Source organism: Pseudomonas sp. A25(2017), from assembly GCF_002001065.1.
GTDB lineage: Bacteria > Pseudomonadota > Gammaproteobacteria > Pseudomonadales > Pseudomonadaceae > Aquipseudomonas > Aquipseudomonas kilonensis.
The window spans coordinates 18,506-31,154 of record NZ_MUOA01000096.1 but is presented as its reverse complement, the minus strand read 5'-3'; the positions used below and the strand labels follow the sequence as shown (position 1 = coordinate 31,154).

Sequence of the window (12,649 nt, the reverse complement as noted above, 5' to 3'; positions counted from 1 at the left end):
GGGAGCGGGCTTGCTCGCGAAGGCGGTGTATCAGTCAACGTTGATATTGACTGATACACCGCCTTCGCGAGCAAGCCCGCTCCCACAAGGGTTCTGCGGTGTTTGAAAAATCAGTGGCCCAACAACTGCAACCGCTGGCGCACCGCCGCTTCGATCCCTGCCTCATCCAGCCCGCACTCGGCCAGCATCTGCGCCGGCTTGGCGTGTTCGACATAGAGGTCCGGCAAGCCCAGGTGCAGCACGGACTTGAGGATGTTTTCCCGGGCCAGGAATTCGCTGACCGCCGCGCCGGCGCCGCCCATGATGGCGTTTTCCTCGACGGTCACCAGCAGCTCATGGCTGTCGGCCATCTCGCGCACCAGGGCTTCGTCCAGGGGTTTGACGAAGCGCATGTCCACCACGGTGGCGTCCAGGGTCTCGGCGACGTTCAGGGCTTCGGCCAGTTGCACGCCGAACACCAGCAGGGCGGTTTGCTTGCCCTGGCGGCGGATCACACCCTTGCCGATCTCGATGGGCTCGAGGTCGGTCGAGATCGGCGCGTTCGGGCCGGTGCCACGTGGGTAACGCACTGCCGCCGGGCCATTGAACAGGTGGCCGGTGGTAAGCATTTTGCGCAGCTCGTTTTCATCGCTCGGGGTCATCACCAGCATGCCGGGGATGCAGCGCAGGAACGACAGGTCGAAGCTGCCGGCGTGGGTCGGGCCGTCTTCGCCCACCAGGCCGGCGCGGTCGATGGCGAACAGCACGTCGAGGTTCTGTACGGCGACGTCATGAATCAGTTGGTCGTAGGCCCGTTGCAGGAACGTCGAATAGATCGCCACCACCGGCTTGGCGCCTTCACAGGCCATGCCGGCAGCGAGGGTCACGGCGTGCTGCTCGGCAATCGCCACGTCGAAATAGCGCTGCGGGTAGCGTTCACTGAAGGCCACCAGGTCCGAGCCTTCCTTCATCGCCGGGGTGATGCCCACCAGGCGCGGGTCGGCGGCGGCCATGTCGCACAGCCATTGGCCGAAGACGCCGGAGTACTTCGGTCCGCCGGCCTTTTTCGGCGTGGCCGCCGGAGCGTCCAGGGGTTCGAGCTTGGTGATGGCGTGGTAGCCGATCGGGTCGACTTCCGCGGGGGCGAAGCCTTTGCCTTTCTTGGTGACCACGTGCAGGAACTGCGGGCCCTTGAGGTCGCGCATGTTGCGCAGGGTGGCGATCAGCGTGGGCAGGTCATGGCCGTCGATGGGGCCGATGTAGTTCCAGCCCAGTTCTTCGAACAGCGTGCCGGGGACCAGCATGCCCTTGGCGTATTCTTCGGTACGGCGGGCGATTTCCCAGGCGCCGGGCAGGCGCGACAGCACTTTCTTGCTGCCTTCGCGCATGCTGGCGTAGGTGCGGCTGGAGAGGATCTTCGCCAGGTAGTTGGACAAACCACCAACGTTGCGCGAGATCGACATGTCGTTGTCGTTGAGAATCACCAGCATGTTGGCGTCGACTTCCGGCGCGTGGTTCAGCGCCTCGAAGGCCATGCCCGCCGTCAGTGCGCCGTCGCCGATCACGGCAATGGCCTTGCGCTCGCTGTTTTGCAGGCGGGCGGCAATCGCCATGCCCAGGGCGGCGCTGATGGAGGTGCTGGAGTGACCGACGCCAAAGGTGTCGTATTCGCTCTCGGCGCGGCGCGGGAAGGCGGCGATACCGTCCTTCTGACGCAGCGTGCCCATGCGCTCGCGACGACCGGTGAGGATCTTGTGCGGGTAGGCCTGGTGCCCGACGTCCCACACCAGCCGGTCGTCCGGGGTGTCGAACACGTAATGCAACGCGATCGTCAGCTCGATGACGCCCAGGCCCGCGCCGAAGTGCCCACCGGTCTGGCCGACCGTGTAGAGCAGCTCCAGGCGCAACTCATCGGCCAGGGTTTCCAGCTCGGCTTCACCCAGGCGACGCAGGCCGTCCGGCGTGTTGGCGCGGTCCAGCAGGGGCGTGGTCGGGCGCTTGCGGGGAATCTCTTGAAACGTCGTGGGCATCAGGCGAATCGTTATAGGTATAGAAAGAGGCGGCAGTTTACCTTATGCATCGCAAGCTGCCCACGCGTAGGCCGGAACTTGGCCGATACGCACTTATGAATGGGTTGACCCTGTCTCAGCTGCGTCGTTCGACGATATAACGCGCCAAGTCGCGCAACGGCTCGGCCGCCGCGTCAAAGGGTCGCAGCGCGGCCAGGGCCTGGTCGCGCAACTCCAGGGCATAGGCCTTGGCGGCGTCGAGGCCGAGCAGGGCCGGGTAGGTCGGCTTGTCGCGAGCGATGTCGGCGCCCTGGCGCTTGCCCAGGGTCTGGGTATCGCTTTCGACGTCGAGGATGTCGTCCTGCACCTGGAACGCCAGGCCGATGGCCCGGGCGTAGGTCTGCAAGGCTTGCAACTGGGCGGGCGTGGCCCGGCCGCTGGCCAGGGCGCCGAGCTGGACGCTGGCTTCGATCAAGGCGCCAGTCTTGTGCCGGTGCATGTATTCCAGGGCGCTCTGGTCCAGCTTCAGGCCCACTGAGCCCAAGTCGATGGCCTGGCCGCCGACCATGCCGGCAGGGCCTGCCGCCAGCGCCAGGGCACTGACCATGTCCAGGCGAACCTGCGCCGGGCAATCGCTCAGGGCCGGGTCCAGCAGGGCGCTGAAGGCCAGGCTCTGCAAACCGTCGCCGGCCAGGATCGCGCAGGCTTCGTCGAATTGCTTGTGGGTGGTGGGCTGGCCGCGACGCAGGTCGTCGTCGTCCATGGCCGGCAAATCGTCGTGCACCAGCGAATACGCGTGGATCAACTCCACCGCACAGGCCGCGCCGTTGGCCTGTTCGGCCGCGCCGCCCAAGGCTTCGCACGCGGCGTAGGCCAATAACGGCCGCACACGCTTGCCGCCGTTCATCACGCTGTAGCGCATGGCTTCGTACAGGCGCGCCAGTTCCGGGCTTGGGGCGCGGAACAAGCTATCCAATGCAGCATTGACCCGGGCCTGGCTGCTGGCCTGATAGGCGCCGATCATTCAGGCTGTTCCGCGTCGAAAGGTTCTTCGGTCAGCTCACCGTCACGCTCGAGCAGCAATTGCACCTTCTGCTCGGCCTGGGCCAGTGCCGCCTGGCAGTCGCGAGTCAAGCCGATACCTTGCTCGAAGGCGGTCAGCGAGTCTTCCAGCGACAATTCGCCGTTCTCCAGCCGTTCGACCAGCGTTTGCAGGTCGGCCAGAGATTGTTCGAAATCCAGTGCAGCTTTTTTGCGGGCCATGGCGGCTATTCCGGTTGACTGTTAAACCGGCGCGACACTAGCAGACATGGGGGGTTCGGGCAAATCAGGACCGCCGGGCGTCACCCCGATCAGCAAGGATGTCGGAACCTGTGGCGAGGGGATTTATCCCCGCTGGGTTGCGAAGCAGCCCTATAAAGCTGACACCTCGGAGTGTCAGCTGGATTGAGTCCTCAGCTTTGGGGTCGCTTCGCAACCCAGCGGGGATAAATCCCCTCGCCACAAATGATCTCAATCAGCTGGATAGTTGATTCGGTAACGGGTGCTGCGCCCGCCGCCGGGCATCCGCTCCAGGCAACCTTTCTCCAGCAGTTCCGCCAGGTGTCGCGTTGCTGTCGCCTTGGAGACCTTGGCCACGGCTTGATATTGAGCGGCGCTGATCTCATGCCCGAAGCCTTTTTCGCCGCCATCGAGCAACCGGTTCAGCACTTTGGACTGTTCAGGCGTGAGTGTCGAAGCGCGATGGGCCTGCCAGAACCGGGTCTTGCCCAGCACGCTTTCGATCTGTGCCATCGCTTTATGCAGGCTGCGCAACAGTGTCTGCAGGAACCAAGTCAGCCAGCCGGTGATATCCAGCGTGGCTTTCTGGCTGTTTTCCAGGATTCGGTAATAACCGGCGCGGTCGTCCAGGATGCTCACGGACATGGCGTAGAAACGGATCGCCTGAGCCTCACCCTGGGCCAATGCCAAATCGGTCAGGGTGCGGGTCAGGCGACCATTGCCATCGTCGAATGGATGCAGGGTAACAAACCAGAAATGAGCAATGCCGGCACGCAGTAGCGGATCGAGGCTGGCCTGATGGTGACTGGCTTCGAACCAGTCGACGAACGTTTGCAATTGCTGTTCAAGGCCCTGGCGAGGCGGCGCCTCGAAGTGAACGATAGGTCGGTCCAGCCTGCCCGAAACCACTTGCATCGGTTCGTCCCCGCGCAGCGCGCCTACGCGGATCTGTCGATAGGCAAGGTCGCTTGTTTGATCAGGAAACAACCACTCGTGCCATTCCAGCAAGCGTTCGACCGTCAGGGGCTGGTTGAAGTGCCGGGTCGCGTCCAGCAACAGGTTCGCCAAGCCTTCGCTGCGTTGGCTGACCGGCGTGTCGTCGACGTGCTCGAGGCCCAGGCGGCGAGCGAGGGACGAGCGCACCGAGCCGACATTCAATTGTTCTCCTTCGATAGCCGAAGAGGTCACGATGTTTTGCAGCAAGGTATCCAGTTCGTTCTGGGCGCTGAGCGAAGCCGTGACCGCGCCCGTCATGCCGAGCAATTGACCTTGTGTCTGCACGCATTCGCGTAGCAGGGGTGCCAATGCTTCAGCTTGCCAGCGGAAGTCGGGCCAGTCGGGCTGTTGCCAGATCCAATGGGGTGTCATGCGCCTGTCCAAAGATGAATGAGCCGAATAATAGCGCTATTCGGCTCATCTTGTGAGCCGAATAAGCCCTCTATTCGGCTCACGCCCCCCTCAGTACGTGATTTCCCACACAGAATCGCGCGTTCCCCGATTGTGAAAAAACCGTCAAATCGATACTCTTCGCGCCATCTACGGCCCCCTTGCGACGGGGCCTTCAGACGAAACCTGAATAATGACAAGCGCGCTGAGGATTAGCGCCGGGTTGCGTCGTGCATGGCAGGAGGCATACGTGCGTTTTCTTTCTTTATTGATCGTGTTGCTCGGCGCGCCGTTGGCGTCGGCGCAGCCTTCTGCCGAGATGTCGGAGCCGGTGGGCGGTTGGCGCTACAGCGGCTTGCTCGATCGCACCGAAAATCCGCAAGTCGCCTATCCCACACCGCCCATCGACCGGGGCGTGCAGCGCAATCGCACGATGATCGAGGGCCGGCTCAAGGCCATGGGCACGGCTCGCCAGCCCCACAGCCTGGCGGTCAACGGCAATCCACTGAATCTCTATACCGACGACGAGGGGCGTTTCGCCCGGCCGTATGCGTTCGGCGCCGGCTCCAACAGCGTCGAGGTGCGCAGCTCCGAAGGCCAGTCCCTCAAGCGCGTGCAATTTTATGAAGCCAACAACCTGCGCACCCCGGCGCAGATCCGCGTGGTGCTGGGCTGGGACGACCCCCAGGCCGAACTCGACCTGCATATCGTCACACCCGACGGCCAACATGCGTTCTTCGGCCAACCGGCGCTGAGCAACGGCGGCGGCCTCGACCCGGATGGCGTCGACGGCCCCGGCCCGGAAATGTTCACCATGACCGCGCCGATGCACGGCACCTACCTGGTCTACGTGAACTATTGGGGCAACTACGGCAGCGGCGGCTACAACTTCGATGAGACCAGCAACCAGAACGAGGTGATCACCTCGCAGATCAACCTGGTGCTCAACGAAAACACCGTCGATGAAAAACGCGAGACCTTTGTCGTGCCCCTGCGCGCCATTGGCGATCTGTTGCTGGTCAAGACTTTCAACTACTAAGTATCCGCTCCACGGATGAACAGGCCCTTGTGAATATGAGCGACAACACTGCTTCCCCGACCACGCCGACACCTGTCGCCAAACCTGTGCGCCGCTGGCCGGCGATACTGATCGGGCTGTGCCTGGTCGCCGGGGTGGCCGCCGGGCTGGGCTGGTTCATCAACAAGCCCAAGGCGCCGCCCATGGAGTTGGCGTTGGAAAAGCTCGGCGTGAGCCGTCCCGACGGCTTGCTCGAGGCCCATTCCCTGAGCCAGTTGCCCAAGGACCTGTTGGCGGTGCCGTTCCTCAAGGCCACGCTCACCGAGGACTTCGTCTTCTATTACGAGGCCCATGCCGACCGTCTCGGGCTGATCGGCAGCCTGCGCCGGATCATCTACGAGCATGACCTCAAACTGCAGGACAGCCTGATCGAAACGCTTTTCGACCAGCCGGCCGATGTCGCGCTGTGGCGCGGTGCGGACGGTCGCCTCAAGGACTTCCTGTTGGTGATGGATCGCGGTGGCCTGGCCAAGGTCCTGGAGCCGTTGGCGAAAGTCGCCCTGGACGACACTCAGTTGAGCAAGCTCAGCGACCTGAAGGTCGGCGGTGACGACGTTGCGCTCTACCAGCTCAGCTACAACGCCAGCAAATCCCTGGTCTTCGCCTCCCATGGCGACAAGCTGGTGGTGCTGTCCAACCCGACCAAGCTCTACGACAAAGGCAATGGTCCTACCGATGAACCCGGCATGGTCTCGACCCAGGCTCTCGAAGCACTGCTGGCCGGTGAAAAACTGTTCCCGGAAGCCTTCGGCCTGCAGCCCAAGGCGCCTGAGGTCAAGCAACGTATCTCGGTCAACGCCAGCGTGCTCGCCATGGGCTACCAGCGTTTCATCCCGAACTTCGCCGGTTTGCGTTTCGACATGGACGACAAGGGCTGGCACAGCTTCCTGGCGATGGACGAGCTGGAAAACCAGCCGGACTTCGACTTCAAGCCGATCTGGCAAGCCATGCCCATGGGTGCCAGTGCCTGCGTGGCCTTGCCGCTGGCCGCCGAGCAACAGAAACCGTTGCTGGTAAAACTCGGCGCCGACGAAAAAGCCGCCCAGGCCATGGTCGACCATGTGGCCGGCGCGGCAGGCCTGTGCTGGTACGCCGATTCGCGCCTGTACACGCCGCTGTTGGTGGCGAGCCTGAATGAAGACGACGGCAAGCTTGATGCCGACCTGGGCAACCTGTTCGGTTCGATGGTCGGCGCCTATGAAAACAACGTTGCCGAGCATGCATTCCCGGTGGTCGAGAAGCAGCAAGGCTCGACGCACCAGTGGCTGCGTCAGGTCAGCTCCAATTTCGGCCCTTACCTGGCCAAGGACGCAGAGCAACCCGACGCGATTACCGGCAAGGCGTTCCTGCGGGTCAGCCTGGCACGCCACGGTTCGACCTTGCTGTTCTCCCTCGATGACAAGTTGGTGGAGAAGGCCCTGGGCACCCTCGACAAACGCTTCCCACCCATGGCCGACGTGGTGCCCAAGGACCTGTTGATGCCGGTCTACTTCGGCCCGGACTCCATGGCGCAACTGATGCAGCGCGAAACCCTCGACAGCTTGCCCCAGGACATGGAGCCGGTGTTCTACAACGCCGCGCAAACCTACCTGATCCCGAAACTGCGCACCCTAGGCGGCTACGGCAAGTACGCCCTGACCTTGCCTGAAGGCAGCGAGCCGGACGGCCACTGGCAGTGGCTGCCGCTGGAATGGAAAGCGCTGTGACAGCACTGATCCGCAACCCCGCGTTGACGCTGCTGCTGGCATTGCTCCTCGGCGGGCCTGCGCTTGCCGTCGAGGCGCCTTCGCTGGATGCGCAGCAATCCCAGGTCTTTCGCGCCTGGTTCGTGCGCATCGCCCAGGAACAGCTGACCAAAGGCCCGAGCCCGCGCTGGTATCAGCAGGATTGCGCCGGTCTGGTGCGCTTCGCCGCCAACGAAGCGCTCAAGGTCCACGATGAAAAATGGCTGCGCAGCAATGGCCTATCCAATCGCTACCTGCCGCCGGAACTGCCACTGAGCGATGCGCAACGGCGCCTCGCCCAGCAGTGGCAACAGGGCGGCGGCAAGGTCGGGCCTTACGTCAACGCCATCAAGCTGATTCAGTTCAACAGTCGCCTGGTGGGCCGGGATGTCACCCAGGCCCGCCCCGGCGACCTGATGTTCTTCGATCAGGGCGACGACCAGCACCTGATGATCTGGATGGGCCGCTACATCGCCTATCACACCGGCACCACAACCCCTACCGACAACGGCATGCGCTCCGCAAGCCTGCAACAACTCATGAACTGGAAGGACACCCGATGGATACCCGACGCAGCCAACCCCAACTTCATCGGCGTCTATCGACTCAACTTTCTCTCCCAATGACCGGTGCCCGCATGCTGCGCTTGTGTTCAAAATTGCCCCTGCTGTTTGCCCTGTTGCTGGCACCTGTCGTGAATGCCGAAGACACGGTGGAGCCCAGCGGTTACACGCCGGTGTCCGGTGAAAGCTTCTTCCTGCTGGCCGACAGCAGCTTTGCCAGCGACGAGCAGGCCATGGTCCGCCTCGAAGCGCCGGGCCGCGACTACCGTCGGTTTCGCATGGAGCCCTACGGCGGCGCCGATATCCGCGTCTATCGCATCGACAAACCGCTGGACTTCCTCAAGCGCCAGAAGAACCTGCACCGCGTGGTCAGCGACGGCCAGTTCAAGGGCGAAGGCCTGTCGAACACCCTCGCGTACCTGTGGGACAACTGGTACCGCAAGTCCCGTCGAGTGATGCAGCGGGCGTTCTCCTACGAGTCGCGCCAGCAAGTCACTGAAGAAGTGCCGGAACTGAAGATCGGCAACGCCCTGGTCGCGCCGACACCGTACGACGCTCCAGCGCAATTCGCCTTGATCCCGGGCTTGCCGGTGGTCAGTCAGTTCCGTTATCCGCTGTGGCAGGCCAAGCCGATCCAGCCGCCTGCGGGCGTCAACCTGGCCGGCTCGTCCAGCCAGTTTGTCAACGTCGCGCCGGGCAACGTCTATGTGCCGCTGGGCCAGTTGAAGCCCGGCCTGTACCTGGTGGAAGCGCTGATCGGCAAATACCGCGCAACCACCATGGTCTTCGTCTCCAACACCGTGGCCGTGAGCAAGATTGCCGGCGATGAACTGCTGGTCTGGGCCGCACGCAAGCATGAAGGGCGTTCGGTGCCCAAGGTCAACGTGCTGTGGACCGACGGCCTGGGTGTGATGAGCAGCGGTGCCACCGATGAAGACGGCCTGCTGCGCCTCAAACACGTCAGCCCGGAGCGTTCGTTCGTCATCGGTGAAGACGAGGAGGGCGGGGTATTCGTCTCGGAAAACTTCTACTACGACAGCGAAATCTACGACACCAAGCTCTATGCCTTCACCGACCGGCCGCTGTACCGGCCAGGGGATTGGGTCTCGCTGAAAATCGTTGGTCGTGAGTTCAAGAACGCCCGTGATTCGGTGCAACCGACTGCCGCCGACGTCAATGTCAGCGTGCTGGACGCCACCGGTACCGAGCTGCAAACCCTGGCCTTGAAGCTCGATTCCAAGGCCGGCACCCAAGGCCGTTTCCAGTTGCCGGAAAACGCCGTCGCCGGTGGCTATGAGTTGCGCTTGCGCTACAAGGATCAGCTCTACAGCAGCGCCTTTCGCGTGGCCGAATACATCAAGCCGCACTTCGAGATCGCCCTGAACCTGGCCAAGCAGGACTACCGCACCGGCGAGCCGGTCAAGGGCAACCTCGTGCTGCTGTACCCGGATGGCAAACCTGTGGTGAATGCCACGGTGAGCCTGAGCCTGCGCGCCCAGCAATTGTCGATGGTCGATAACGAGCTGCAATACCTGGGGCAATTCCCGGTCGAGCTGACCAGCAGCGAAGTGACCACCGATGCCAAGGGCAACGCGACCCTCGACTTGCCGGCCGCCGACAAGCCGAGCCGCTACACGCTCACCGTGTTCGCCAGCGATGGCGCGGCGTATCGGGTCAAGACCACCAAGGAAATCCTCATCGACCGTGGTGCGGCGAATTTCCGCCTGAGCGCTCCCCAGCGGTTCAGCGCCGCCGGCCAGAAGGTGTCGTTCAGCTACGCCAACGAAGGCGGCAACGAGCAAGCCAAGGCTGTGACGCCGGGCAGCTATGCCTGGGTGCGCCTGGAAGACCAGAGCATCGGCGAAGGCAAGCTGGCGGCCAAGGACAAGGGCTTCAGCCTGACCTTCGAGCGCCCTGGCACCTACAACCTGACGCTCAAGGACGACCATGGCCGGGTCATTGGCGCCGCCACCCACGCGGTAACCGGTGAAGGCATCAAGGCCGTGCCGGGCACTGTCGAGATCGTCTTCGACAAGCCTGAATACAAGACCGGTGACGAAGCACTGGCGCTGATCACCTTCCCGGAACCGGTCAGCGATGCGCTGCTGTCGCTTGAGCGGGACAAAGTCGAGGCCACGGCGCTGCTGTCCAAGGGCGGCGACTGGCTGAAGATGGAAAAACTCAGCGACACCCAATACCGCGCACGCATTGCCGTGAAGGATAGCTTTGCGCCCAACCTGACCTTCTCGGTGCTGTACACCAAGGGCGGCCAGTACAGCTTCCAGAACGCCGGCATCAAGGTGGTCACGCCGCAGATCGACGTTGCTGTCGTCACGGATAAAGCCACTTATCGCCCTGGCGACACGGTGACCGTGGACCTGAGTACCCAGTTCGCCGGCAAGGCGGTCCCGGCGCACCTGACGGTCAGCGTGGTGGACGAAATGGTCTATGCCCTGCAACCGGAAGTGGCGCCGACCATCGATCAGTTCTTCTATCACCCGCGTCGCAACAACGTGCGCACCAGTGCCAGCCTGTCATTCATCAGCTACGACGTGGCGCTGCCAGGCAGCCCTGGCGCGCCGGGCAAGGCCAACCGCAGCGAACGCGGGGTCAAGGTGTTGGAGCGGCCGCGTCGTGAAGACGTCGACACCGCTGCGTGGCAACCGGAGCTGGTCACCGACGCCAACGGCAAGGCTCGTTTCACCTTCAAGATGCCGGACTCGCTGACCCGCTGGCGCATCACCGCCAAGGCGATTGCCGACGACGGCCAAGTGGGCCAGAAGAAGCAGTTCATCGCCTCGGAAAAACCGCTGTACCTGAAGTGGAGCGGCCCGACCCGATTCCGCGTGGGCGACAAGCCGCAACTGGGCCTGTTCGCCTTCAGCCAGTCTGAAAAACCACTGAAGGCCGAGCTGCTGATCCGTTACGCCGGTGCTGAACAGCGCGTGGTGGCGGAGCTGAAAAACGGCATCAACTACGTGGCGCTGCCGGTCCTGGAACTGAGCAGTGGCGACTTGACCGTGCAGTTGCAATTGAATGGCGAAACCCAGGACGCCCTGGCCATGCACTTGAACGCCAGCGGCAACGGTTGGCAAGTCACCCAGAGCCAACGCCTGGATGTGGCGAGCGGCGATACCCCGCTGACCCTGCCGGCTGACGCCAGCGATATTCGCCTGCGTCTGGACGATAGCCCGCAAGCGTTGTTCCGTTCGGCTCTGGATGACCTGCTGAGCTATCCGTACGGTGGCGTCGAGCAGACCGCTAGCCGTCTGTTGCCGTTGAGCATTGCCTATCCGACCCTGGCGTCGAACCCGCAGATCCGCGACCGCTTGCGGTTGATCATGCAAAACAGCCGCTTGCGCCTGGTGCAGATGGCCGGACCGTCGGCGAGCTTCACCTGGTGGGGCCAGGACGGTGAGCCGGATGCCTTCCTCACCGCCTATGCCTATTACGCTGACTGGCACGCCAGCAAGGCCCTGGACCTGAGCCTGCCGCCGGAGCACTGGCAGCGGGTGCTGGAGGTCTACGCCAAGCAGGCCGGTAATACGCCGCTGCTGCAACGAGCGCTGATCCTGTCGTTCGCCAAGCAGATGCAACTGCCGGTGAACACCTTGCTCAGCGGCCTGATGGATGACCTGGCCAAAGCCAGTGAAGACAGTACCGAGAGCGTGCTGGACAGTGGCGAAGACAGCCTGGTCATGAGCGCCCCGGATTCGGCCCTTGGCTTGGCCAGCGCCCGTGTCCTGACCGCGTCCCTGGCGAAACAGGCGAAGGTGCCGTTGCCGGCGGCCTTCAGCCGTCAGGCCGATGCGGCGCAACAGCAACTGGAACTCAGCTCGCAGCCGTTCGTCGAGGCCCTGGTGCTGTCGTTACAGAGCTTTGATCAGGCCCGCGCCACTGCATTGCTGGAGCGCGTGTTGCCGCAGCAGTCCACCTTGGAACGGGCCCTGGCCCTGACCTGGTTGCAAGGCAGCATCGAACAGGCGGCGCCGGCCGTGGCCCTGGTACCGGGCGAAGGCTGGGCAGCCAAGCAGGGCGCAACCGGTGAAACCTATTGGCAGTGGCAGGGCGTGCAGCTTCCCACCATGCTGACCCTGACCGGTGCCCAGGAGCGTCCACTGCAAGCGGCACTGAGCTTCCAGAGCCAGCAACCGCCGGTAGCACCGATGGCCGTGTCCATCACCCGTCGCCTGTCGCGTCTGGTGCCGGGCGACGAGGCCTTCACCTTCAAGCTTGAAGCCGTGGGCAACAAACCGCTGTCCAGCGACAGCCTCTACCTGGATGAAGTGATCATCAACAGCAAGGCCCCGACGCCACTGCGCTACGGCATGCTCGAAGTGCCGCTGCCGCCGGGCGCCGATGTGGAGCGCACCACCTGGGGTATCCAGTTGATGGGCAAGGCCGACAGCGAACCGACGTCCCTGGAAAAAGCCCGCTTCGAGCCCGGCCAGATGGCGTATGCGGTGCCGGTGGATGCCCTCAGTGGTGAGCTGCGCCTGCGGCACTTGGTGCGCTTCTCCCAGAAAGGTCAGTTCAGCTTGCCACCGGTGCGCTTCACCCAGGTCTACGCGCCGCAACACCAGGCGCGGGAACAGAAACCGGCGCTCGGTCAGGTCACGGTCAACTGAC

The 12,649-nt window shown here is 63.4% G+C and carries 8 protein-coding genes; 4 read left to right on the top strand and 4 right to left on the bottom strand.

What is annotated here, in order from left to right:
- Positions 1-110: 110 nt before the first annotated feature.
- The 4 genes from dxs to B0E42_RS24830 form a co-directional block, all read right to left on the bottom strand.
- Positions 111-2,009, bottom strand: coding sequence for a 1-deoxy-D-xylulose-5-phosphate synthase (gene dxs, locus B0E42_RS24845; RefSeq protein ID WP_077508069.1), 1,899 nt, complete (start codon positions 2,007-2,009; stop codon positions 111-113).
- Positions 2,010-2,124: 115 nt separating this feature from the next.
- The gene (locus tag B0E42_RS24840; protein WP_053187690.1) at positions 2,125-3,012 is read right to left on the bottom strand and encodes a polyprenyl synthetase family protein; all 888 of its coding nucleotides are present in this window, start codon (positions 3,010-3,012) and stop codon (positions 2,125-2,127) included.
- Entirely contained in the window at positions 3,009-3,251 is a 243-nt protein-coding gene (locus B0E42_RS24835; protein ID WP_003185917.1) for an exodeoxyribonuclease VII small subunit, read from the bottom strand. Before B0E42_RS24835 ends, B0E42_RS24840 begins: the two co-directional genes overlap by 4 nt.
- A 249-nt stretch (positions 3,252-3,500) precedes the next feature.
- Positions 3,501-4,637: a Fic family protein gene (locus B0E42_RS24830; protein ID WP_077508067.1), complete on the bottom strand. Its 1,137-nt coding sequence runs from the start codon at positions 4,635-4,637 to the stop codon at positions 3,501-3,503.
- Positions 4,638-4,905: 268 nt separating this feature from the next.
- On the opposite strand from B0E42_RS24830, the gene B0E42_RS24825 reads away from it, so the two are divergent.
- The 4 genes from B0E42_RS24825 to B0E42_RS24810 are packed head-to-tail and all read left to right on the top strand — an operon-like array spanning position 4,906 to position 12,648.
- Complete coding sequence (locus tag B0E42_RS24825; protein WP_077508065.1) at positions 4,906-5,694, top strand: YfaP family protein; 789 nt, start codon at positions 4,906-4,908, stop codon at positions 5,692-5,694.
- A gap of 35 nt (positions 5,695-5,729) precedes the next feature.
- Entirely contained in the window at positions 5,730-7,439 is a 1,710-nt protein-coding gene (locus tag B0E42_RS24820) for a DUF2138 domain-containing protein (RefSeq protein ID WP_077508063.1), read from the top strand.
- Positions 7,424-8,083, top strand: coding sequence for a DUF1175 domain-containing protein (locus tag B0E42_RS24815; RefSeq protein ID WP_029866828.1), 660 nt, complete (start codon positions 7,424-7,426; stop codon positions 8,081-8,083). The genes B0E42_RS24820 and B0E42_RS24815 overlap by 16 nt, the downstream gene beginning before the upstream one ends.
- Positions 8,080-12,648 carry an alpha-2-macroglobulin gene (locus tag B0E42_RS24810; protein WP_077508061.1) on the top strand — a complete coding sequence of 1,523 codons (4,569 nt, stop codon included), beginning with the start codon at positions 8,080-8,082 and terminating at the stop codon, positions 12,646-12,648. Before B0E42_RS24815 ends, B0E42_RS24810 begins: the two co-directional genes overlap by 4 nt.
- Position 12,649: the final 1 nt, after the last annotated feature.

Bases quoted from the DNA above. Each gene is read 5' to 3' on its own strand.
- B0E42_RS24810 (WP_077508061.1), top strand. From the start codon at position 8,080: ATGACCGGTGCCCGCATGCTGCGCTTGTGTTCAAAATTGCCCCTGCTG.
- B0E42_RS24840 (WP_053187690.1), bottom strand. From the start codon at position 3,012: ATGATCGGCGCCTATCAGGCCAGCAGCCAGGCCCGGGTCAATGCTGCA.
- B0E42_RS24830 (WP_077508067.1), bottom strand. From the start codon at position 4,637: ATGACACCCCATTGGATCTGGCAACAGCCCGACTGGCCCGACTTCCGC.
- B0E42_RS24835 (WP_003185917.1), bottom strand. From the start codon at position 3,251: ATGGCCCGCAAAAAAGCTGCACTGGATTTCGAACAATCTCTGGCCGAC.
- dxs (WP_077508069.1), bottom strand. From the start codon at position 2,009: ATGCCCACGACGTTTCAAGAGATTCCCCGCAAGCGCCCGACCACGCCC.
- B0E42_RS24815 (WP_029866828.1), top strand. From the start codon at position 7,424: ATGGAAAGCGCTGTGACAGCACTGATCCGCAACCCCGCGTTGACGCTG.
- B0E42_RS24820 (WP_077508063.1), top strand. From the start codon at position 5,730: ATGAGCGACAACACTGCTTCCCCGACCACGCCGACACCTGTCGCCAAA.